Here is a 20,889-nt window from a genome sequence, read left to right as displayed (position 1 = left end):
ACGGACGGCTCCCTTGTTTGAGATCTCAACGAACTCATTCTGGCACATCCGATGCCGTCGGGCGCCGTCCACCCCATCATGCCGTGATGGTCGCCTAAGAATGCAGCGATGCAGAACGAGTGCCGGTGCCCCCTCTGCTCTGCCGGACATTCGTCGCTCGGAAAGCCAAGCAATGGCTTCCGCTCCTCGCTCCCATCCACGAGATTGGCAGCGCCCTTTCACGACGTCGAAGATTGGCGAAGCCGGTCTCTCTGGGGGAAATGCCCGGCAGGGCGCTGTCCCGCCGGCGTTTCGCACCTTCTGCACTGCCGCGCTGCTCGGAAGGCACGGCATGGATCCTAGGGTCTCCGCGACGTCGCTTCGCTCCTGCTCCGCCCTAGGATGACGACGAGAGGATTGCCCCTCGTCATTCCTTCACTGGCTCATTGAGCATGGCTTCAATGTTGTAGCCATCGGGATCAAGTACAAAACAGGCATAGTAATTCTCTGCATATTCCGGACGCGGGCCGGGTACACCATTGTCTGCGCCACCTGCGTCGAGGGCAGCTCGATAGAACGCGTCAACCGCTGCCCTGCCATTTACCCGGAAAGCGACGTGCACACGGGTCAGCGGTGGTTTGCTGTCCGAATGTTGAATCTCGAACAAGCTGCCGCTGCCGACATCAAAAGCCCAAAACACCCCCTGCTTACCAAAGGAAAGGCGATATCCCAAAGGTCCAAAAGCTCTTTCGTAGAAGAGTTTGCACTTCTGCAGATCGCTCACTGCAACCGTTATGTGATCAATCATTCCGCACCATCGCGGGACTCTGACACTCGAAGCGGGACGCCGCAACCCTGCAGCACCACAGCCCGGCTCTATGCCTCGACATATTCCGCCAGGCTGACAGCTTTGGGCACATCCAGCCCATCGGCCCGCAGGCCTTCGATATGAAGGCGTATTGCGTCACGAATTTCGGTTTCCACTTCAGGCACCGTCGCACCGGTGGCGATGCAGCCGGGCAGATCCGGCACATAGCGGAAAAATTGTTTCCGGCTTTTTCAATCACCACCGCGTATCGCATGTCATCACTCCTTCAGACCGGACTGCTTGAGGATACTGTTCAGGGTTCCTGGAGCAACCTCTTCAGACGGCTTGCCGGCCACCGTGACGCGGCCGGCTTTGATTTCATGATTATGTTGGCGATGACTGCCTTTGGTTGCAATCGGTGGCGGCGCACCTCCTCAAAGGTTTATCTCGACCGCAAATGGTCCTCGCAATAGTCCGACCCCAGCCTGTCGCAAGGTGAGGGGCCGCATCGACCTCAACGTCTTCCACGGCGACGAGAACGCCTGGCGGGCTTGAGCTGGCGGAGGATAGGAATTGGTCGACGCAGAGTAGGGTGAGGAGCGGTCTTCCCTTCTCCCCTTGTGGGAAAGGTGGATCGGCGCGCAGCGCTGCGATGGTTGAGGGTTGTTGGACGGAATGCCGAGGGTGCCAAGCTGGAACACCCTTCATCCGGCCTCGCTTCGCTCTATTGCTTCAGTTTCGCCACCCTTGTCAGGTTTCGGGGTTTTGGCTTCATTTTTTTGAGTTGCAACCTCAGCAACTCGCGCGAAACGTCGTTGACGTTTGTCTCGAGCTACGTACCATTCTTCGAAAAGGCTCTCTATCAACTCAATCAAGGCTTGTGCCTCGTTTGGGTCGACATCGACAATCACGTCGATGTCTTTCTCCATGTGCGCGCCGATATTGCCAATCTTACGCAACCCGTCGATTGCATCGATGCTATCAATTGAAACACCTTGTGGGGCCGTCCCACCCGTCGCAGAATCCCGTAGTGTATTTATTTCATCTACAAGACGGCTTTTGGCTATGCCGCAAAAATCTCTAATCATACCTTGTAAGCAGCGTCTCGCTAGCGTTGCTGATGCTTTTGGACTAAGGTCTCTGATGCGACAGGCTTCCTCGTAGTCTGTTACTATTGGCCTAGGAATGTATTTTGGCTGCGGCTTCGCCTGACTTTCAGGGCGAAGCTGATGGATTGAAATGGGGTCTCTAAACGCATAGCTGCCTCCGCTTGCCGGCGCCGAATATCGGCCAACTGTGGCTGTTATTTGAACCTGATCACATTCCTGGTTCGCACAGCCTATTGCGGATATTTGCACCGCCAAGGAAGGGTAGTTTTTGCTTTCAACGGAGACATCTGCTCTGTCTACAGAGTATTTATTGTCCGTGACCGTTTGGACGTGCCCGCAATAAGGGCACGTCCAACTAAACACGCTAGCCATACCTCAGCTGCACCCGCTCGTAGCCCCACACGTATCGCACTTCTCACAAGTGCCGTTCCGCACCATCGTGAAGTTATGGCATTCCGAGCATTCGTTGCCGGTGTAGCCCTGCATCAATGATTGCTGGCGCCGGTTGGCGGCGAGCGCTTTGGCTTCGGCTGCTTCTTTCGCGGCCTCGTCGGTGAACAGCTCCGTCGGGTCGGAGGCTTCCGCGTAGACGATGTCCTCGACCAGTTCCCTGGCGCGCTCCTCGTAGTCGCGCTTGTAGGCGATGGCTTCGTCGCTGGCCGGCTTCAGCGTCAGCACGTTGGAGCCGGAGAAGGCGGTCGGGGCGGTACGGGCTGGAGTTCCGGAGCCGGAACCCGCAAAGCCTTTCGGCTCGGCGCCCGACACCAGCTTGACCGGCGAGGCGCCGCGGGTCAGGCCCTTGGAGAAGGGCGTTGCCTTGCCTTCGTTGATGCCGCGCCCGAGCGCAGTCTTGTCGAAGTCCGACTGGTCGACATGGGCGAGGTCGTGGCGGCCGAGATAGGAGACGGCGAGTTCGCGGAAGACATAGTCGAGGATCGACGTGGCGTTCTTGATCGCGTCATTGCCCTGCACCATGCCAGCCGGCTCGAATTTGGTGAAGGTGAAGGCCTCGACGAATTCCTCGAGCGGCACGCCATATTGCAGGCCGAGCGAGATGGCGATGGCGAAGTTGTTCATCATCGCCCGGAAGGCCGCACCTTCCTTGTGCATGTCGATGAAGATCTCGCCGATACGACCGTCATCAAACTCGCCAGTGCGCAGATAGACCTTGTGGCCGCCGACGACCGCCTTCTGGGTATAGCCCTTGCGGCGGTTCGGCAGCTTCTCGCGGTCACGGTAGAGACGCTCGACGACGCGCTCGACGATCTTCTCGGTCACCTGAACGGCGCGCTGTGCGGCCGGCGCCGCGATCAGCTGCTCGATGGCTTCGTCCTCGTCGTCTTCGACGTCGGCGAGCAGCGAGGCATTGAGCGGCTGCGACAGCTTCGAGCCGTCGCGATAGAGCGCGTTAGCCTTCAGCGCCAGCTTCCACGACAGCATGTAGGCGCCTTTGGCGTCTTCCACCGTCGCGTCGTTCGGCATGTTGATGGTCTTGGAAATGGCGCCGGAGATGAAGGGCTGCGCCGCCGCCATCATCATGATGTGGCTGTTGATCGACAGCGAACGCTTGCCGATCTTGCCGCACGGGCTGGCGCAGTCGAACACCGGCAGGTGTTCGGCCTTCAGGAACGGCGCGCCTTCCAGCGTCATCGCCCCGCAGACATGGATGTTGGCGGCCTCGATATCTTTCTTCGAAAAACCAAGCGCCGGCAGCATCTCGAATGAGAAATCGTTGAGCTGCTCGTCGGTGAAGCCGAACGTCTCCTTCACCCAGTCAGAGCCCAGCGTCCACTGGTTGAAGACGAACTTGATATCGAAGGCCGACTTCAATGCCGCATTGAGCGCGGCGATCTTTTCGTCGGTAAAGCCTTTTGCCTTGAGCGAGCCAGGATTGATGCCCGGCGCCTGGTTGAGATTGCCGTGGCCGACCGCATAGGCCTCGATCTCGGCGATCTGGCTCTCGGAATAGCCGAGCGTGCGCAGCGCTTCGGGCACCGCGCGGTTGATGATCTTGAAATAGCCGCCGCCGGCCAGCTTCTTGAATTTCACCAGCGCGAAGTCGGGCTCGATGCCGGTGGTGTCGCAATCCATCACCAGGCCGATCGTGCCGGTCGGTGCGATCACCGTTGCCTGCGCGTTGCGGTAGCCATGCTCCTCGCCGAGCTCGATGGCGCGGTCCCAGGCGGCCTTGGCATGGTCGGCAAGTTCCTGCTGCTTGAGATCGGAGGCGACCAGCGGCACCGGGTTGACGGCAAGCTTCTCATAGCCGTCTCTTTCGCCATAGGCAGCACGGCGGTGGTTGCGCATGACGCGCAGCATGTTTTGCGCATTGCGGTCATAATCGGGGAAGGCGCCGAGCTCGGCGGCCATTTCAGCCGAGGTGGCATAGGCCGTGCCGGTCATGATCGCGGTGAGGGCGGCGCAGATGGCGCGGCCCTCGTCGGAATCATAGGGAATGCCCGAGGTCATCAGCAGGCCGCCAATATTGGCGTAGCCGAGGCCGAGCGTGCGGTACTCGTAGGAAAGCTTGGCGATCTCCTTCGACGGGAACTGCGCCATCATGACGGAGATTTCCAGCACCATGGTCCACAGCCGCACCGTGTGCTCGTAGGCAGCGATGTCGATCGTGCCGTCGGCATTGCGGTAGGGCAGAAGGTTGATCGAGGCCAGGTTGCAGGCGGTGTCGTCGAGAAACATGTATTCCGAGCACGGGTTGGACGCCCGGATCGCACCGGCCGAGGCGCAGGTGTGCCAGTCGTTCATCGTCGTGTTGAAATGCAGGCCCGGATCGGCCGATGCCCAGGCGGCATAGCCGATCTTTTCCCAGAGATCGCGCGCCTTCAGTGTCTTCAGCACCTTGCCGTCCTTGCGGGCGGTGAGATGCCAGTCGCCGTCCTGCTCGACGGCGCGCAGGAAATCATCCTTCAGCGACACCGAATTGTTGGAATTCTGGCCGGAAACGGTGAGATAGGCGTCCGAATCCCAGTCGGTGTCGTAGGTCTTGAACGACATCGAGGTGTAGCCCTGCCTGGCGAACTGGATGACGCGGTAGATGTAGTTCTCCGGCACCGCGTCCTTCTTGGCCGCCTTGATCTCGCGCTTCAGCGCGGTGTTGACCGCCGGGTCGAAGCAGTCGTCGCCATTGCCTTCGCAGTTGATGCAGGCCTTCATGATCGCTTCGAGATGCTTCTTGACGATCTTCGAGCCGGTGACCAGCGAGGCGACCTTCTGCTCCTCATTGACCTTCCAGTCGATGAATTCCTCGATATCGGGATGATCGGCGTCGACGATGACCATTTTCGCGGCGCGACGCGTCGTGCCGCCCGACTTGATGGCGCCCGCCGCGCGGTCGCCGATCTTGAGGAAGCTCATCAGCCCCGACGAGCGGCCGCCGCCCGACAGCTTTTCGCCTTCGCCGCGCAGGAACGAGAAATTGGAGCCGGTACCGGAGCCGTATTTGAACAGCCGCGCCTCACGCACCCACAGGTCCATGATGCCGCCTTCATTGACGAGGTCGTCCTGCACGCCCTGGATGAAGCAGGCATGCGGCTGCGGATGCTCGTAGGAAGACTTCGACTTGGTCAGCTTGCCGGTGAACGGGTCGACATAGAAGTGGCCCTGGCTCGGGCCGTCGATGCCATAGGCCCAGTGCAGGCCGGTGTTGAACCATTGCGGCGAGTTCGGCGCGACGCGCTGGGTGGCCAGCATATAGGCGAGCTCGTCGCGGAAGGCGCGCGCGTCTTCCTCCGACTTGAAGTAGCCGCCCTTCCAGCCCCAATAGGTCCAGGTACCGGCAAGCCGGTCGAAGACCTGGCGGGCGTCGATCTCGGAACCGTAGCGCTCGGCTTCCGGCAGCTTGGCCAGTTCAGCCTCGTCGGCGACGGAGCGCCACAGGAAGGAGGGGACTTGCGTCTCTTCGACCTTCTTCAGCCGTGCCGGGACGCCCGCCTTGCGGAAATATTTCTGCGCCAGGATATCGGCGGCAACCTGGGAGAACTGCGCCGGCACGTCGATGTTGTCCAAGCGGAACACCACCGATCCATCCGGATTCTTGATCTCGGAAAGCGCCTTGCGGAATTCGATCTCCGCGTAAGCTGATTGCCCTGGCTTGGTGAAACGACGCTCGATGCGCATTGGTCCGGTCCCTTTTGTCTACATATAGCGCTTTTCCCAGAGGATTTCTGCCCTCTTGAGGAAACGCGCATGTCCGCCGTCTGCCGGCGTTCGAAACCCGCCGGCTCTCATCATCACAGTCTCCGCCGCCCTGCCGGTCGAACCTCTTGCGAGGCCGCTGTCAACGCGCTCACGGACCCTGTGGGTCCCTCAAAACTGAAAACTTTTTGTAACGCCCTCGGTCGAGGGAGCTTCACATTATCTAGCGTCGAACCTGCCTGCAAACACTAAATATAGTATTAACAGACAATTTATTCAAGTCCGACAATCCTCCCCTTTCGCCCCCCAAGGCTTCAAAATCCCACGCCTTCGCCGGCCTCGTAAACAGGCGGGAATGCGGCTCAAAACGCACATATTCCGGGAAAAAGACCGGCCTCGAAACTTTTCCGGTCGCACTCTCAACAGGAGCGCATGGCCTATAAAAGGCGACTCGTTTTGCGCCGTCAAGGATTCGTTTGCGTAGCTTTTATGACCCCCACATCTTGTGTGTCACACATGTGGATAACGGGGATAGAAGCGGAGCGCAAGGAAGGGTCGGCTCTGGGTGGAGGCGCTTCGGCAACGACGTTCACAGCACCTGAGCGATAGGCTATGCGCGACTGAGACTCAGGAGAACCGATGCGGATCGGCGCAGAAATGGGCGATGATCTGGCTGAGGTCGGGTTCGTTGACCATGCGCACAGCCTCGGCGGCGCTGACCCATTTGCGGCTGCGTGCCCGCTTTTCCTTCCACCGGTCGGCGACCTTGTCGACCTGCAGCGGGAACACCAGGACCTCGCACGGCACTTCCTCGCCGGTAGCCAGCAGCTTGGCATAGAAATAGCGGCCGGCCTCGTGATGCGAGATTGTGCCGCTCAGGCCGGCCTCCTCGCCGGCTTCGCGTGCCGCCGCTTCGCAAAGCGGCTCCTTTGCTTCCGGCCAGCCCTTGGGAAGCACCCAGCGGCCGGTATCGCGGCTGGTAATCAGCATGATTTCGACGCCGTCGCCGCTATCGCGCCAGGGCAGCGCTGCAACCTGCAGGCGGGAGGGCACCGCGCCGAAGAGTCGCCGGACCCTTTCGGCCTTATGGTTGTGCGTCGTTGGCCTCGTCAACATCGGAGAAGCTTGCCCCAGCTTCCAGAATCATTTGCCGTCTCACGAATCTTACGGCTAATTATAAGCAATGAAAGTAAAAAATGTTTCACGGATCGGCCAGATTCCGTCAATCTGCGCCGATCTCAGCCTAATGGCGCGACTGCAGCAGCGTCGCGCCACGCCTTTATCGGTGTGCGGAGGTCCCCTGGGCGGACTCGGTGCATCAAGCGGCGTTGCCGCGAATCAGCCGGCGTGGTCGTCGGCGATCGGCTTCTGGTAGGTGAAGCCCATGTCCCAGGGAAAATAGATCCAGGTGTCCTGGCTGACCTCGGTGACGAAAGTGTCGACCATCGGCCTGCCTTTCGGCTTGGCATAGACGGTGGCGAAATGCGCCCTGGGCATCATCGCGCGCACGATGCCTGCCGTCTTGCCGGTGTCGGTCAGGTCGTCGATGATCAGCACGCCGGCCCCGTCATCGGCGAGCAGCGCCGGCGTGACCTCCTTCAGCACCTGCAATTGCCCCTGGCTGGTATAATCGTGGTAGGAGGCGACGCAGACCGTCTCGATGATGCGGATGCCAAGCTCGCGCGAAATAATGGCGGCCGGAACCAGGCCGCCGCGCGTGATGCAGACGATCGCCTTCCATTGCCCCTTGTTGGCGCCGGCAAGCCGCCAGGCGAGCGCGCGCGCATCGCGGTGGAACTGGTCCCAGGAGACCGGGAAGGCTTTTTCGGGCAGGGACATCTTTCGCGCACTCCGCAAAGCGCGCATCGCGCGCAGACACTATGGAATGCGCGCGGAATTAACTGGAAAGGCTTGGCTTTGGCAAGGGCGCGGCAAAGCTATTGTCCTGCCAGCTATCCCTGTGAACCTACCGCGACAGAAAGGCCGCCACGGGTGCGGTGCGCAGCACCGTTCGCGTCACCCCGCCGAACAGCAGCTGGCGCAGCCAGGAATGGCTGTAGGCGCCGAGCACGAGCAGGTCCGCACCCGACTCGGCGACCCTGGTCTGGATGATGTCGTCGACCGAGGCGCCGCCGGACCTCAGCACCGAGACGCTGACGGTCGCGCCGTGCCTGGACAGCGAGGCGGCGATCTCTGCGCCGGCCGTTTCCGGCGCCTCGTCGAGCGTATCCGGCGGGTCGATGACGACGATGTCCGTCTTCTCGGCCTCGATGATGAAGGGCAGGGCATCGAAGGCCGCGCGCGCGGCTTCCTTGCTGCCGTTCCAGGCGAGCAGCACGTGCTTGAAGCTGGTCACCAACGGACCCGAATGCGGCACCACCAGCACCGGCCGGCCGGCATCGTAGACCAGCGTGTCGACGTCGGCGCTCGGGTCGCTGCCCGATTCGCGCTGCGCGGCGATGATCAGGTCCGCGGTGCGAACGGTCGAGATGCCGGTCAGCGCACTGTCGCCGGAAAAACTCTCGAGGCTGCGCCACTCGAACGACAGGCCGGAATTCTCGATGCGCTTGTGAAAGGCGGCCTGCAACTTCTCGGCGCGCTCCCGGTTCATATCGGCGGAAACCTGCAGGAACTCGGTGTCCGGAAAGCCGGTGGCAGAGGTGTAGGGCACGGGCAGCGCCTCGGCATGGATGCCGATCAGATGGCTCTGGAACCGGCCGGCCAGCGGGATCGCGCAGTCGAGGACGCGCTCGGCGTCCTGTTCGTTCTGTAGTATGGCGACGATGGTCTTGAAGCGCATGGCAGTCCCTCACTTCTTACGGCGATCCCATCCGTGACAAACGTCACTGCGCGATGCTGGTTCCGTCAGGCCGGCCGATCAGCCCACTCGGCTTGCCTTGATCAAGCCCGCCACCATAGCCTCTACGTCGGCGCGTGCGGAGTCCAGCGCCTGCTGGCTGCGGGCGCGCACCACCAGTTCCGTCCAGAACTTGCCGTCGCCATATTTCGGGTAGGAGCCGATGATCGTGTCCGGATGCGCCTTCTGGATGTCGCCCAGCGGCCCGCCGATCAGGCCTTCGCCGAACGGGCATTCCACGGTTGCCGACAGCATTTTGGTGCCGGCCCGCAATGTCGGCACGACATTGTCGAGCATCGCCTGGAAAATCGCCGGCACGCCGGCCATGACATGGACGTTGCCAATGCGAAAGCCCGGTGCAACCGACACTGGATTATCGATGTGGTCTGCCCCGCGCGGCATCCGCGCCATGCGCTTGCGCGCTTCGGTGTATTCGATGCCGCGGGCGGCGTAGCTTGCCTCCAGCAGGGCGTAGGCCTTGGCGTCGTATTCGCATGGCACGCCAAAGGCCTTGGCAACCGAATCGGCGGTGATGTCGTCATGCGTCGGGCCGATGCCGCCGGTGGTGAAGACATAAGTATAGCGGGTGCGCAGCGCATTCACCGCAGCGACGATCTCGTCTTCTTCGTCGGGAACGATGCGGACTTCCTTCAGGTCGATGCCGATCGCCGTCATGATGTCGGCGAGGTGGCCGATGTTCTTGTCCTTGGTGCGGCCGGACAGAATCTCGTCGCCGATGACGAGCATGGCGGCGGTGACGATTTCGGTCATGACTGGCTCCGGCAAACGGGTCGCCTGAGATAGCGCGGCAAACGGCCGGCGGCAATGCCGCCAAACGACGGATCTACCTGTGCCACCTCCCTTGCAGTACACCCGTTGGCGGGTGATGCTGCGTGCCGGTTTGGAGCCCTGAGCAAGACATGCCGGCATCGATTCTGCTATGGCTACCCGGCGCGCTGTTTCTGCTGGCGCTCGTCGTGGCAGCCTATCCGATGCTGGCGACGCTGCGGATCGCGGCGAAGGCCGAAAGGCTGGTGCCGGCCAGTGGCAAATTCATCGAGATCGACGGCAACCGCATCCATTATGTCGAGACGGGCGAGGGGCGGCCGATCGTCTTCCTGCACGGCCTCGGCGCGCAGCTTCATCAATTCGGCCACACGCTGTTCGGACGGTTCGGCCCGAACTATCGGCTGATCGCGCTCGACCGTCCGGGCTCCGGCTATTCGGTGCGGGCCAGGGGCGCCAGCGGACGGCTGTCCGAGCAGGCCGAGGTCGTGCGGCATTTTATCGACGCGCTTGGGCTGGAAAGGCCTCTGGTCGTCGGTCATTCGCTGGGTGGCGCCATCGCGCTGACGCTGGCTATCGAGCATCCCACGGCGATTTCCGGCATCGCCTTGCTGGCACCGCTGACCCATCTGGAGCCGGACGCGCGCCAGAAGTTCGGCCCGCTGTACATCAAGTCGCCGCTGCGGCGCCGGATCATGGCTCATACGGTGGCGATCCCGGCGGCTCTCAAATATGCCGAAGCGACGCTTGCCTTCATCTTCGCGCCGCAGACGGCGCCGGCCGACTATATGGTCGAGGGCGGCGGCTGGTGCGGGCTGAGGCCAACCCATTTCTATGCAACGTCGACCGATGTCGTGGCCATTGAGCACGACCTTGGCCGCATCGAGCCACGCTATGGTGAGATCACCATGCCGGCCGGCATTCTGTTTGGTGCTTCCGATCTCGTGCTGGGCATCGATATTCAAGGCTGGCCGGTGGTGGAAAAGATCAGGGGGCTCGATTTCGAGGCTGTCGAGGGGCTTGGCCACATGCCGCAATTCGTCGAGCCGGAACGGGTCGTCGCTTTCATCGAACGCATTGCCGACCGCGCATTTGCGCCGAAGTCCGACACCGGCAGCTGACACCCTTCCGGAACGCGGTCTCGGCCGGCAGGGTGCCCGCCCCGGGCATCCCGGCCGCCGGGAATACCTCCGAACCCAATCACGATGCTGGCTATTCCTTCACGGCTCCGGTCATCGAGGAAACATAGTGCTCGACAAAGAACGAATAGAGCACCACGACCGGCAGCGAGCCGATCAGCGCTCCCGCCATCAGCGCCCCCCATTCATAGACGTCCGAGCGCACCAGCTCGGTGAGCACGCCGACCGGCACAGTCTTGTTTTCGGACGACTGGATGAAGGTCAAGGCGTAGATGAACTCGTTCCATGACAGCGTGAATGCGAAGATGCCGGCGGAAATCAGGCCCGGCACCGACAGCGGCAGCACGATCTTGGTGAGGATCTGCCAACGGCTCGCCCCGTCGATCAGCGCGCATTCTTCCAGCTCGAACGGGATCGAGCGGAAATAACCCATCAGCAGCCATGTGCAGAACGGGATCAGGAAGGTCGGATAGGTGAGGATGAGCGCGAACGGCGTGTCGTAAAGTCCAAGGTTGAACACCATCACCGAGAGCGGAATGAACAGGATCGACGGCGGCACGAGATAGGCGAGGAACACCGCGAGGCCGACCTGCCGCGCCCCGGAGAACCTCAAGCGTTCGATCGCATAGGCAGCGAACACGGCAACCAGCAGCGACAGGAACGTGGCGGCGGTCGAGATGATGATCGTGTTGAGCAGCCAGCCCGGATAAGACGTCTCGAAGAGCAGGTAGCGGATATGCTCGAGCGTCGGATGCACCACCCAGAACGGATTGAAATTGGCGTAGTCGGTCATCTCGAGGTTGGGCTTAACCGCCGTGATCGTCATCCAGTAGAACGGAAACAACAGCACGATGACGAAGATCAGCAACGGCAGGTAGACCGTCACCACGCGCCGCGGCAAACTCTGCAGGTAGCCCATGCCGCCTTCGTCGAGTTCCGGGCGTTTGCTCGTTTCGATCGCGGTCATGTCAATCTCCGCCGCCCTGCTGCCATTTGCGACGCTGCAGGCCAAAATAGCTGAACAGGATCGCCGCCAGCAGGAACGGGATCATGGCAACTGCGATCGCGGCGCCTTCGCCAAGCTGGCCTCCGGAAATGCCGCGCTGGAACGACAGCGTCGCCATCAGATGCGTGGCGTTCACCGGCCCGCCGCGCGTCAGCACATAAATCAGCTGGAAGTCGGTGAAGGTGAACAGCACCGAAAACGTCATGGTGATGGCGATGATCGGCGTCAGCAGCGGCAGCGTCACATAGCGGAACAATTGCCAGCGGCTGGCGCCGTCGAGCGTGGCGGCCTCGTAGAGCGACTGCGGAATCGTCTGCAGGCCGGCAAGCAGCGTGATCGCCACGAAAGGAATGCCGCGCCAGACATTGGCGGCGATGACCGAAGCCCGCGCATTCTCGGGATCGCCGAGGAAGTTGATGCGATGGTCGATCAGGCCCATTTCCATAAGCGCCCAGGACAGGATCGAGAATTGCGAATCGTAGATCCACCAGAAGGCGATCGCCGACAGCACCGTCGGCACCACCCAGGGCAGCAGGACGATCGCGCGGAAGAACGACTTGAACGGCAGGTTCTGGTTGAGGATAAGCGCCAGCCACAGGCCGAGCGCAAACTTCAGGACCGAGGCGCTGATCGTGTAGAGCAAGGTGTTGAAGACCGAGAGCCAGAAGACGGCGTCATCCCACAGATATTCGTAGTTCTCGATACCGATGAAGATGCCGGGGCGGCCGATGCGGGCATCGGTGAAGCCGAGCCAGACGCCGAGCCCGAGCGGATAGGTCAGGAAGACCAGTAGCAGCGCCGCCGCCGGCAGCATGAAGCCGAAGCCAAGCGCGTTATGACTTTCGGACACGAACGTCATAATGCGCGACAGCGCCGACCGGCGTGGCTGAGCGGCAGTGGAGGTCACGGCCATGGGTCGGCTCCTCTAAGGTCTCATTGAACGGCGGGCGGCCATGCGCGATTCGAAGCCGGGCAGCATGGCTGCCCGGCTGAACCCGGCTCAAACGCGATAGTAGCGGTTTGCGCGCTTCTCGGCTTCTTCCATCGCTTCTTGCGGTGTCGCCTGGCCTGTCACCGCCTTGGCGAACATGTCGACCAGCACATAGTCGGCCATGGTCGCTGCCGAGGCATAGCCAAGCGGGCCGGCATAGCCGTTGGGCCGCAGCGTCGCCGAGGCCTTGGCGTAGGCGGCATTGTTCGGATCGGCCGTCCACACCGGGTTGTTGTCGAAGGCTTTGAGCGTCTGGCAGCAATAGCCTGCCGACGACGTGATCCACTGCGACATTTGCGGATCCTCGAACATGAACTGCAGGTAGGCCTTGGCGGCGTTGGGATAGGGCGTGTAGTCGAAGATCACGGCCGTGGTCACCTGGAACAGCTCGACGGATTTCCCGACCGGGCCGATCGGCAGGTTGGTGGTGCGAATGTCCTTGGCTATTTCAGCCAGCTTCGGATCATTGTCCTTGTTGATCTTGGCCGTGTTGTACGCGGAAATCCCATTGGCGATGACACTGACTTCGCCGGCCAGGAAGGCGCGGTTGTTGTTGACGTCGAGCCAGCTTTCGGTGCCGGGAATGAAGGTCTTGTAGAGTTGCTGCGCGTATTCGATCGCCTTGAGCGTCTCCGGGCTGTTGATCGTTACCTTTCCGCTCTCGTCGACCATCTGGCCGCCGTGGCTCCACAGCAGCCAGTGAGCGTAGTTGTTGCCGTCGCCGACGCCGTGGCCGTGCGTGAAGCCGGCCGGATGTCCCTTCGCCTGCAGCGCCTTGCAAAGTTCGAGCAAGCCTTGAGTGTCCTTGGGAAACTCCGAAAAACCCGCTTCTTTCACCCAGCTCTCCCGGTAGACGATGGCATTGCCGATGGTGGCGAGAGGCAGGCCGAGGAATTTGCCCTCCCGCGTCGCATACTGGTGCGGTCCGTCGTACCAGCCGCCATATTTCGAGCCGAGATATTCACCCAATTCCGTCACGTCGTGCAGCTTGTCGGGATATTGATGCGGGTCGTCGAACCAGACCAACATGAGATCCGGGCCGGAGCCGACATTGGCGGCGACCGCCGCCTTGGGGCGGATGTCCTCCCAGCTTTCCTTGTCGACGCGAACCTCGACACCGGTCGCTTCGGTGAAGCGCTTGGTGTTGGCCAGCCATTGGTCCTCGTCGCCCTTCACGAAAGGCGACCAGCGCAACAGCCTGAGCTTGGCGCCGTCCTCGGGCTTGTATTTCAACCCCTCCTGGGCAAAGGCGGGAGAGCCGATGAGCCGGCTTCCCAAGGCTCCCGCCGCCGCACCGGCGGTGGTGCGGATCACGTCGCGTCTGGTGAATTTCATGCTCGCTTCCTCCTGCTTATTGTCATTGCCGTCCTACTGCTCGATGGGTGTTTCGAACCGCTGTCCGGTTTTGCCGTGAAAGAGATGGATGAGGCCAGGCTCGGCCGTAAGCCGGATGGTTTCGCCTGGCGTGAAGGAATGGCGTTCGCGGAAATTTGCGACGATCTCCTCGCCGCCGGCGGTGCGGCCGATGAGCTGCACTTCGGACCCTGTCGGCTCGACCACCACGACGGTGACCGGGATGCCCTGATGGTCGGACAGCCGTAAATGCTCGGGCCGTATCCCCAGCACGACCGGCTCACCATTGCCGATGGAAAGTGCCGAGGCCAACGGGACCGAAATCCCTCCGGCGCCGCGAAATGACGGCGAGCCGTCGCTTACGATCTCGCCCCTGAGCATGTTCATGGCGGGCGAGCCGATGAAGCTGGCGACAAAAAGATTGTTCGGCCGGTCGTAGAGTTCGAGCGGCGGCCCGATCTGCTCGACGATGCCGTCATGCATGACGACGATCTTGTCGGCCATTGTCATCGCCTCGATCTGGTCGTGGGTGACGTAGACCGTCGTCGTCTTCAGGCGCTGGTGCAGTTCCTTGATCTCGGCGCGCATCTGCACCCGGAGCTTGGCATCGAGATTGGATAGCGGCTCGTCGAACAGGAAAACCTGCGGGTCGCGCACGATCGCCCGGCCCATGGCAACGCGCTGGCGCTGCCCGCCGGAAAGCTGGCGCGGATAGCGGTCGAGCAGCGGCACCAGTCCCAGGATTTCGGCCGCGCGCCGCACGCCGGCATCGCTCTCCGTCTTGGGAACGCCCTTGAGCATCAGCGAGAACGCCATGTTCTCGGCGACCGTCATATGCGGGTAGAGCGCATAGTTCTGGAAGACCATGGCGACGTCGCGCTCCTTTGGCGCAACGTTATTGACGACACGTTTGCCGATCGCGATTTGGCCGCGCGAGATCTTTTCCAGGCCGGCGATCATCCTGAGAAGGGTCGACTTTCCGCAACCCGAAGGACCGACCAGCGTGACGAACTCGCCGTCGTTTATATCGACGCTGACCCCGTGCAGGACCTCGACGGTCCCAAATGATTTGTAGACATCGCCGATTGCGACAGACGCCATCGATCTCCTCCCGATTGATTCCTGCAACGACTTCGAAGGAAACCGCTTTCCTGCCTGGCCCGCGACAGCGCCAGGCTCCTCCCCGGTCACGCGCGATGTGAGACGGTAGCGCTACCAAACCGACCTGTAAAGCACGCCGGCATCACTGGGATATCGGCACACCCTAATCCGAAACCTCGGTCTGCGGCCGGTCGCGGCCGTCCGCGAGCTCGTCGTGCCATTTGCCGTCGGCGTCCTCGTACTGGATGCCATCGGTGTTGCCGGCGACCTGCTGTTCGGCGGAAGCGATCTCGGCGGCGCGCAAGGCGTCCTGATGGGTGGGGAACGTTTCGGAGAATGTCGAGCCGACCTTGTAGGCCCAGCCTCCGTCGTGCTCGACGATCTTGTAGGTCAGTTTCGCCATGAAACCCTCCGGTTGAAAGCCCGTTGCCTCAATGCAGCCTGTCGTCGGCCAGTCTGTCGTCCGGCAGCCTGTCGTCTGTGACCAGCACGTCCGATTCCCTGGCGGCTTCGATCAGTGCGCGGCGCGCATCCGCCGTCGAACGATAACCTTCCAGCACTTTTAGGCAAGTGTCGAGGGCATCACGATGACGCGGCCCGCGATTGAGTGGCCAGACCGTCATCAAGCACTCCGCCGCCTCCTGGGCGCTGCGGATCTGCCGATATTTGCCGACATGGCCGAGTTCGACCACGACCGGCTTTTCAAATGGCTTGCTGTCCATCATCGCCGCCAACGCGGAGCGGCCGATTTGGTTGCAACTGCTATTTTAGCTCAGGCGAAAATAGCTCAATAGCCGCAGTCGTTGCGCAGCCAGCGTGCATTCGCCCAGCCGGTGCGGCCGCCGAAATCGACCTTGTACCAGCTTCCGCGGCGGTCGAAGATCTCGGTTTGGTCGCCGTTGAACAATTGCCCGATCATGCGCGACGACGAGTTCGGTCGGGCTCGAACGGCGAGAAAGCCGCTTCCCGTCGCCAGATTGTAGTGCCTGGAAAGGCCGTGCACCGTGCCTTCGCAATATTGCGCCCCGGCCGGCGTCGGTGCGGCGAACGACAGCCCGGCCAACACCGCGGCAGCAGCCGCAATGGAATTCCCCCTGAACGGCATGTCTCTGCTCCCCCAACCCGCCGCGCCCAGCCGCGGCCCCCGGCCATTCTACACCGGCAGTGGATCAATGCGAAGCTGTGATACCTGCCCAGTGAGGTGAGAACCCGCCCCTTCAGTTCGCCGCTTTCATCCAGTGCTGCATCGTCGTCACCGAGCGGGCAAGCTGCGGCGCCGGGTGGATTTTTTCGCCGAAGGTGGCCGCGGCGCGCCAGCCCCAGCGCGGATCGGCAAGGAAGGCGCGCGCCAGCGCCACCATGTCGGCGCGGCCGTCGGCGACGATCGCCTCGGCCTGTTTCGGATCGTCGATCAGGCCGACGGCCCGCGTCGGGATGCCGACGGCCTTGCGCACCGCTTCGGCCAGATGAACCTGGTAGCCGGGCCCGGAGGGCAGCTTCTGCAACGGTGAATTGCCGCCGCTCGAGCAGCAGAGATAGGCGACGCCGGCTTCCTTCAGCCCTTTTGCCACTTCGATCGCATCCTCGACCTCGAAGCCGCCATCGACCCATTCCTTAATCGACAGGCGCGCGCCCAGCATCAGCCTGGGCACCGCCTTCTTCACCGCCTTGGCGATCTCGACGGCGAAACGCATGCGGTTTTCCAGCGAGCCGCCCCAGCGGTCGGTGCGCCGGTTGGAGAGCGGCGACAGGAACTGGAAGATCAGATAGCCATGCGCGGCATGCAGCTCGATGAAGTCGAAGCCGGCGCGCTCGGCCCGCCGTGCCGCTTCTGCGAAGCGTTCGATGATTTGCAGGATCTCGTCATCCTCCAGCGCCCGCGGCACCTGCCAGCCGGTGTCGTAGGCGATCGCCGAGGCCGACACGATCGGCCACGGATCCTGATCGGCATGCAGCGGGCCGCCGCCCTCCCAAGGTTTGCGGTTCGAGGCCTTGCGGCCGGCATGGGCAAGCTGCGTGCCGAATTTCGTGCCCGGTGCGGCGACACGCTTGGCTGCATCCAGCGTGCGTCGCGCGGCCGCCTCGTTGTCCTCGGAATAGAGGCCGAGACAGCCATGGGAGATGCGGCCGCGCCGTTCGACATCGGTCATCTCGACGGTGACCATGCCGGCGCCGGACATCGCCAGGTTCATCCAGTGATAGAGGTGCCAATCGCTGGCCGAGCCGTCCTCGGCCGAATACTGGCACATCGGCGCGACCGCGATGCGGTTGGGGAAGGTCAGGCCGTCGAGGGTGATCGGCTGGAAAAGCGATGAGGTCATAAAAAACTCCGGAAAGGGTTGCCGCTATTTATGCAGCCGATTGTGCCAGCGCCAGACACGAGACGGTGAACCGGCGCTCTGGACCAATTGGTGACCCGATTGCACGAACCGCCGTTCGCGGCTACGCCTTGCCGCGGCAGCAGGGAGTCCACCATGGAAGATCGCATTCGCATCCGCTCTGAGGAAGTCCTTTCCGACGAGTGGGCGGTTTTGAAAAAGACCGTCTTCGACTACCGCCGGCGCGACGGCAAATGGGAAACGCACACCCGCCAGACCTACGATCGCGGCGACGGCGCGGTGATCCTGCCTTTCGATCCGGAGCGTTCGACGGTGCTTCTGGTGCGGCAGTTCCGCTACCCGGCCTACGCAACCGGCCACAAGGAGCCGCTGATCGAGGCCTGTGCCGGCCTGCTCGACGAAGACGATCCCGAAACCTGCATCCGCAAGGAGGCCGAGGAGGAACTCGGCTATCGGCTGAAGGACGTGCAGCGGTTGTTTTCGCCCTATATGAGCCCCGGCAGCGTCACTGAGCGGCTCTGGTTCTTCGTCGCCCGCTACTCGCCCGCCGACCGCATTTCGGAAGGCGGCGGAGCGCATGACGAAGGCGAGGACATCGAGGTTCTGGAGATGTCGCTCGACGAGGCGCTGGCCGGCATCCACGATGGTCGCATCATCGACGCCAAAACGATTATTTTAATCCAGCACCTGAAGCTGAACCCGATCGGGAGGTGAGCCATGCCGGAAGCTGCACCCTGCGAGGAAGCGCCCGGCCGGAACCCCTTCCACCAGGCCGACTTGCGGGGCTGGGACAAGGCGACGCTGGTTGCGGCTGGAGGCTGGAGGCTGAACAGACTTCTTTTGCCGGCGCGATCGGCGAGGCTCCACTGGGGCAGAGGTCTTATCGCCCGATCGTTACGCCCGTTAGCCTTCGTCCTTGAGGTCCGCTTCATGTTCCTGCCCGCCGTAATAGACGCCGAGGACGGCGATGGTGTCGGCTTCGGCCGTGAAGGCAATGCTGACGCGGCGGCGGTAGCCTAGAACGCGGAGGCCGGGACGAATATCGTCGCGGCGCGTTCCGCGCTCGGGAAACGGCTCGAACGCGTGGCAATAGGCCACGATGCCGCCAACGAACGATTCCGCACGGGCTGTGGAGGAATATTCCTCTATGTAGCGATACAGCGCATCCAACTGGCGCTCCGCTTGCGCGGAAAATACAACCGTGCGCGTCATTCCTTATTGGCATCATCGCGTCGCGCGGCGGCGCGGTCGCGGATACGCAGCATGACCTGCTCAGCAGGGATGGCGCTGGACGGATTCGCCTTGTACTCGTCGTAGCTCTGGGCGACTTCCTCGCGCAGCCAGCGTTCAACGGCGGCGTCGCGGTCGAGCAGCGCGCGCACGCCCTCGCGCAGCACTTCGCTGACGGAGGCGTAGGCGCCGGATTCGACCTTGCGCGCGACGGCCTCGGCCATGTCGCGCGGGAGGGTGATACTTATCGGCTGGGTGGTTCGCATGGGCGGACTCCTTTTCCACCATATAGCAGCCGATGTGACAAAATCATATCGAAATTGCTGGCGATGCGCGCGACCGATACCGCCGCCGTTGCCTGAGTGCGCTTTGGAAGCTGGCAAACGAACATGCGGACACCGGATACGCATATCGCAGATCCCGCATCGGCTCGCCGGCTCCTGGTCGAGAAATGGCATGTGGCAGCCTGTATTCGGCGAGTTCACGCTCTTGCTTAATGCATGTCGCGCAAAAGTGTGCAGCGGTTTTGCGATAACGACATGCATAAAAACAAGAACCTAAAGCGCGTCGCATGAGGCCGATCGAACGCGACACGCTTTAGGCCGCAATGGCGCCGATGTTGCTGGTGCGGACGACGGGAATCGAACCCGTACGATCAGAGATCGAGGGATTTTAAGTCCGTTGCGAGGCTTGGTGTGGGCGACGGGATTTGAACCCGTAAGTGCTTGAAACACCGGCAGATTTTAAGTCTGCTGCGTATACCAGTTCCGCCACGCCCACCTCCCACATTGTGGGGAAATCCCACCGGTCTCCCACATGGTTTCCCACACGGTCGGCTTAGGATTTGCCGTTCACTACCACGAGCCTCGGAGCCGCGCCACCTTCGAGCGCGGTCAGGTTGTCGAGCAAGTGATTGGGTGCGAGGTGGGCGTAGTTCAGGTGGTCTGGGTCGACTTGTGGCCCATCCAGATTTGGACGCGCCGGATGTCGATGCCACGGATGATCTGCCACGAGCAGCACGTATGCCGCGTCGTGTAGACCACGGTGTCGGACAGCCCTGGGATGTGTTCGCGGATGCTGCGCCACACCTCTATGACCTCCCACTTGCCGATGTCGCAGAGGTCGCTGTGCTGCATCAGACGGTGGATGCCCTTGCGGTTCTGAGTCATCAGGCGACTGCCGGGAGATCGTGGTCGTGATGCGTAATGGTGTTGGCTGGACTAGCTTTGAAGGCGATGTCCTAAACACCGTCCTCTCCTACTCCAATGCGGGCGCCTAGTTTCCGCAAGTTGAGATCAGCAAGGCGCCTCGCAGCGCCCTTGAACGTGGTGTCCATGATGTTTTTCTGTGTTTTTGTGGAGGGCAGGCTTTTCTTGGCCACGACTTATGAATAGTAGAAGGTAACGAGCGCTATAGTTCGGCGACCTCTAATATTAGGAGTATATGATTTGTGGTGGTCAAGGTTCAAAAGAGGTTTTGCAGGAACATGGGAGGATAGACTGGACGGGATATTCTCATTGGAGATCGACTATGCTGGGAAATCCATTCTCGATGTTGGCTGCAATATGGGTGTTGTCGCCTATGAGATATCCAAGCTGAAACCCAGCTCGATCCACGGGATCGACGTTGCCAAGCCGCATATCGAGACTGCAAAGATGTTGTTGAGTGGCTCCCCGGTGCATGCCCGGTTCGATCGCCTGAATCTTGGCAGCCGGCGCCTCGGCAATATCCTTCTACCGAAATACGATATCGTCCTGCTGCTGGCCGTCTACCAGCACATGCAGCGCAACATCGGCCCAGGCAAGGCGCGAAGGGTGCTTTCCAATATTGTGAGGCGCACCTCGAACGTCGTTGCCCGCGTTCCGCCTGGAACGGATGGCGAATTCATCGAAACGCTTTCTGACGAGGGGTTCAAGGTTAAGAGCACTCACACATCACCTCTTGGCAGTCATGTGCTGGTGCTTGAGAAACCGCCTCACGCACCTCTAAGATTGTGCTGATTTAATTCGATTTCCTCTTCTGGAACCACCCTTGGCGTA

Annotated in this window: 21 protein-coding genes, 1 tRNA gene and 1 pseudogene; 3 read left to right on the top strand and 20 right to left on the bottom strand. The window is 61.7% G+C overall.

Going from position 1 to position 20,889, the window contains the following annotated elements:
• Window positions 1-406: 406 nt before the first annotated feature.
• The 8 genes and pseudogenes from NKI24_RS21870 to NKI24_RS21830 form a co-directional block, all read right to left on the bottom strand.
• Window positions 407-787 carry a VOC family protein gene (locus tag NKI24_RS21870; RefSeq protein ID WP_352453491.1) on the bottom strand — a complete coding sequence of 127 codons (381 nt, stop codon included), beginning with the start codon at window positions 785-787 and terminating at the stop codon, window positions 407-409.
• Between the two features lie 68 nt (window positions 788-855).
• Window positions 856-1,061, bottom strand: a pseudogene (locus NKI24_RS21865) (type II toxin-antitoxin system HicB family antitoxin).
• A gap of 430 nt (window positions 1,062-1,491) precedes the next feature.
• A complete protein-coding gene (locus NKI24_RS21855; protein WP_352453490.1) occupies window positions 1,492-2,268 on the bottom strand; it encodes a DUF4145 domain-containing protein in 777 nt (258 codons plus the stop codon).
• 3 nt (window positions 2,269-2,271) lie between these two features.
• Window positions 2,272-6,030: a vitamin B12-dependent ribonucleotide reductase gene (locus NKI24_RS21850; RefSeq protein ID WP_352748197.1), complete on the bottom strand. Its 3,759-nt coding sequence runs from the start codon at window positions 6,028-6,030 to the stop codon at window positions 2,272-2,274.
• A gap of 645 nt (window positions 6,031-6,675) precedes the next feature.
• On the bottom strand, window positions 6,676-7,164 hold the full coding sequence (locus NKI24_RS21845) for an NUDIX hydrolase (protein ID WP_352748196.1): 489 nt from the start codon (window positions 7,162-7,164) through the stop codon (window positions 6,676-6,678).
• A 222-nt stretch (window positions 7,165-7,386) separates the two neighbouring features.
• A complete protein-coding gene (gene gpt, locus NKI24_RS21840) occupies window positions 7,387-7,887 on the bottom strand; it encodes a xanthine phosphoribosyltransferase (RefSeq protein ID WP_352481145.1) in 501 nt (166 codons plus the stop codon).
• 127 nt (window positions 7,888-8,014) lie between these two features.
• Complete coding sequence (locus NKI24_RS21835; protein ID WP_352699960.1) at window positions 8,015-8,848, bottom strand: universal stress protein; 834 nt, start codon at window positions 8,846-8,848, stop codon at window positions 8,015-8,017.
• A 78-nt stretch (window positions 8,849-8,926) separates the two neighbouring features.
• Window positions 8,927-9,676, bottom strand: coding sequence for a competence/damage-inducible protein A (locus NKI24_RS21830; RefSeq protein ID WP_352748193.1), 750 nt, complete (start codon window positions 9,674-9,676; stop codon window positions 8,927-8,929).
• Between the two features lie 149 nt (window positions 9,677-9,825).
• Between NKI24_RS21830 and NKI24_RS21825 the strand changes: the two genes are divergently transcribed.
• Window positions 9,826-10,812, top strand: a complete 987-nt coding sequence (locus NKI24_RS21825; RefSeq protein WP_352748191.1) for an alpha/beta fold hydrolase — start codon at window positions 9,826-9,828, stop codon at window positions 10,810-10,812.
• A gap of 91 nt (window positions 10,813-10,903) precedes the next feature.
• On the opposite strand, the gene NKI24_RS21820 is transcribed toward NKI24_RS21825, so the two are convergent.
• From NKI24_RS21820 to NKI24_RS21785, 8 genes are all read right to left on the bottom strand, one after another.
• A complete protein-coding gene (locus NKI24_RS21820; RefSeq protein WP_352748188.1) occupies window positions 10,904-11,797 on the bottom strand; it encodes a carbohydrate ABC transporter permease in 894 nt (297 codons plus the stop codon).
• Window position 11,798: 1 nt separating this feature from the next.
• Window positions 11,799-12,695 carry a carbohydrate ABC transporter permease gene (locus NKI24_RS21815; RefSeq protein WP_352453492.1) on the bottom strand — a complete coding sequence of 299 codons (897 nt, stop codon included), beginning with the start codon at window positions 12,693-12,695 and terminating at the stop codon, window positions 11,799-11,801.
• Between the two features lie 141 nt (window positions 12,696-12,836).
• Window positions 12,837-14,162 carry an ABC transporter substrate-binding protein gene (locus NKI24_RS21810; RefSeq protein ID WP_352748185.1) on the bottom strand — a complete coding sequence of 442 codons (1,326 nt, stop codon included), beginning with the start codon at window positions 14,160-14,162 and terminating at the stop codon, window positions 12,837-12,839.
• 33 nt (window positions 14,163-14,195) lie between these two features.
• Entirely contained in the window at window positions 14,196-15,281 is a 1,086-nt protein-coding gene (locus NKI24_RS21805; RefSeq protein ID WP_352453485.1) for an ABC transporter ATP-binding protein, read from the bottom strand.
• A 163-nt stretch (window positions 15,282-15,444) separates the two neighbouring features.
• Window positions 15,445-15,684, bottom strand: coding sequence for a DUF2188 domain-containing protein (locus NKI24_RS21800; protein WP_023674770.1), 240 nt, complete (start codon window positions 15,682-15,684; stop codon window positions 15,445-15,447).
• Between the two features lie 28 nt (window positions 15,685-15,712).
• A complete protein-coding gene (locus NKI24_RS21795) occupies window positions 15,713-16,006 on the bottom strand; it encodes a DUF982 domain-containing protein (RefSeq protein WP_031211240.1) in 294 nt (97 codons plus the stop codon).
• Between the two features lie 62 nt (window positions 16,007-16,068).
• On the bottom strand, window positions 16,069-16,386 hold the full coding sequence (locus tag NKI24_RS21790; protein WP_352458599.1) for an SH3 domain-containing protein: 318 nt from the start codon (window positions 16,384-16,386) through the stop codon (window positions 16,069-16,071).
• A gap of 112 nt (window positions 16,387-16,498) precedes the next feature.
• Window positions 16,499-17,602: an NADH:flavin oxidoreductase/NADH oxidase gene (locus NKI24_RS21785; protein WP_352748180.1), complete on the bottom strand. Its 1,104-nt coding sequence runs from the start codon at window positions 17,600-17,602 to the stop codon at window positions 16,499-16,501.
• A gap of 153 nt (window positions 17,603-17,755) precedes the next feature.
• Between NKI24_RS21785 and NKI24_RS21780 the strand changes: the two genes are divergently transcribed.
• Entirely contained in the window at window positions 17,756-18,334 is a 579-nt protein-coding gene (locus NKI24_RS21780; RefSeq protein WP_352748177.1) for an NUDIX domain-containing protein, read from the top strand.
• A gap of 189 nt (window positions 18,335-18,523) precedes the next feature.
• Here NKI24_RS21780 and NKI24_RS21775 read toward each other — a convergent pair whose 3' ends face one another.
• From NKI24_RS21775 to NKI24_RS21760, 4 genes are all read right to left on the bottom strand, one after another.
• The gene (locus tag NKI24_RS21775; RefSeq protein ID WP_352748176.1) at window positions 18,524-18,832 is read right to left on the bottom strand and encodes a type II toxin-antitoxin system RelE/ParE family toxin; all 309 of its coding nucleotides are present in this window, start codon (window positions 18,830-18,832) and stop codon (window positions 18,524-18,526) included.
• Complete coding sequence (locus NKI24_RS21770; protein WP_352748173.1) at window positions 18,829-19,116, bottom strand: ribbon-helix-helix domain-containing protein; 288 nt, start codon at window positions 19,114-19,116, stop codon at window positions 18,829-18,831. Before NKI24_RS21770 ends, NKI24_RS21775 begins: the two co-directional genes overlap by 4 nt.
• Before the next feature lie 425 nt (window positions 19,117-19,541).
• Window positions 19,542-19,630, bottom strand: a tRNA-Leu gene (locus NKI24_RS21765).
• Between the two features lie 155 nt (window positions 19,631-19,785).
• Window positions 19,786-20,019: a site-specific integrase gene (locus NKI24_RS21760; RefSeq protein WP_352748171.1), complete on the bottom strand. Its 234-nt coding sequence runs from the start codon at window positions 20,017-20,019 to the stop codon at window positions 19,786-19,788.
• A gap of 348 nt (window positions 20,020-20,367) precedes the next feature.
• On the opposite strand from NKI24_RS21760, the gene NKI24_RS21755 reads away from it, so the two are divergent.
• Window positions 20,368-20,850, top strand: coding sequence for a class I SAM-dependent methyltransferase (locus NKI24_RS21755; protein ID WP_352748169.1), 483 nt, complete (start codon window positions 20,368-20,370; stop codon window positions 20,848-20,850).
• Window positions 20,851-20,889: the final 39 nt, after the last annotated feature.

Origin of the sequence: Mesorhizobium sp. M0701 (assembly GCF_040320365.1) — a bacterium.
Taxonomy (GTDB): domain Bacteria; phylum Pseudomonadota; class Alphaproteobacteria; order Rhizobiales; family Rhizobiaceae; genus Mesorhizobium.
This window is presented reverse-complemented; position numbering and strand designations above follow the sequence as displayed.

Excerpts from the sequence above, each read along its gene's own strand:
- NKI24_RS21870 (WP_352453491.1), bottom strand. The coding sequence starts at position 787 with ATGATTGATCACATAACGGTTGCAGTGAGCGATCTGCAGAAGTGCAAA.
- NKI24_RS21855 (WP_352453490.1), bottom strand. The coding sequence starts at position 2,268 with ATGGCTAGCGTGTTTAGTTGGACGTGCCCTTATTGCGGGCACGTCCAA.
- NKI24_RS21850 (WP_352748197.1), bottom strand. The coding sequence starts at position 6,030 with ATGCGCATCGAGCGTCGTTTCACCAAGCCAGGGCAATCAGCTTACGCG.
- NKI24_RS21845 (WP_352748196.1), bottom strand. The coding sequence starts at position 7,164 with ATGTTGACGAGGCCAACGACGCACAACCATAAGGCCGAAAGGGTCCGG.
- gpt (WP_352481145.1), bottom strand. The coding sequence starts at position 7,887 with ATGTCCCTGCCCGAAAAAGCCTTCCCGGTCTCCTGGGACCAGTTCCAC.
- NKI24_RS21835 (WP_352699960.1), bottom strand. The coding sequence starts at position 8,848 with ATGCGCTTCAAGACCATCGTCGCCATACTACAGAACGAACAGGACGCC.
- NKI24_RS21830 (WP_352748193.1), bottom strand. The coding sequence starts at position 9,676 with ATGACCGAAATCGTCACCGCCGCCATGCTCGTCATCGGCGACGAGATT.
- NKI24_RS21825 (WP_352748191.1), top strand. The coding sequence starts at position 9,826 with ATGCCGGCATCGATTCTGCTATGGCTACCCGGCGCGCTGTTTCTGCTG.
- NKI24_RS21820 (WP_352748188.1), bottom strand. The coding sequence starts at position 11,797 with ATGACCGCGATCGAAACGAGCAAACGCCCGGAACTCGACGAAGGCGGC.
- NKI24_RS21815 (WP_352453492.1), bottom strand. The coding sequence starts at position 12,695 with ATGACGTTCGTGTCCGAAAGTCATAACGCGCTTGGCTTCGGCTTCATG.
- NKI24_RS21810 (WP_352748185.1), bottom strand. The coding sequence starts at position 14,162 with ATGAAATTCACCAGACGCGACGTGATCCGCACCACCGCCGGTGCGGCG.
- NKI24_RS21805 (WP_352453485.1), bottom strand. The coding sequence starts at position 15,281 with ATGGCGTCTGTCGCAATCGGCGATGTCTACAAATCATTTGGGACCGTC.
- NKI24_RS21800 (WP_023674770.1), bottom strand. The coding sequence starts at position 15,684 with ATGGCGAAACTGACCTACAAGATCGTCGAGCACGACGGAGGCTGGGCC.
- NKI24_RS21795 (WP_031211240.1), bottom strand. The coding sequence starts at position 16,006 with ATGATGGACAGCAAGCCATTTGAAAAGCCGGTCGTGGTCGAACTCGGC.
- NKI24_RS21790 (WP_352458599.1), bottom strand. The coding sequence starts at position 16,386 with ATGCCGTTCAGGGGGAATTCCATTGCGGCTGCTGCCGCGGTGTTGGCC.
- NKI24_RS21785 (WP_352748180.1), bottom strand. The coding sequence starts at position 17,602 with ATGACCTCATCGCTTTTCCAGCCGATCACCCTCGACGGCCTGACCTTC.
- NKI24_RS21780 (WP_352748177.1), top strand. The coding sequence starts at position 17,756 with ATGGAAGATCGCATTCGCATCCGCTCTGAGGAAGTCCTTTCCGACGAG.
- NKI24_RS21775 (WP_352748176.1), bottom strand. The coding sequence starts at position 18,832 with ATGACGCGCACGGTTGTATTTTCCGCGCAAGCGGAGCGCCAGTTGGAT.
- NKI24_RS21770 (WP_352748173.1), bottom strand. The coding sequence starts at position 19,116 with ATGCGAACCACCCAGCCGATAAGTATCACCCTCCCGCGCGACATGGCC.
- NKI24_RS21760 (WP_352748171.1), bottom strand. The coding sequence starts at position 20,019 with ATGACTCAGAACCGCAAGGGCATCCACCGTCTGATGCAGCACAGCGAC.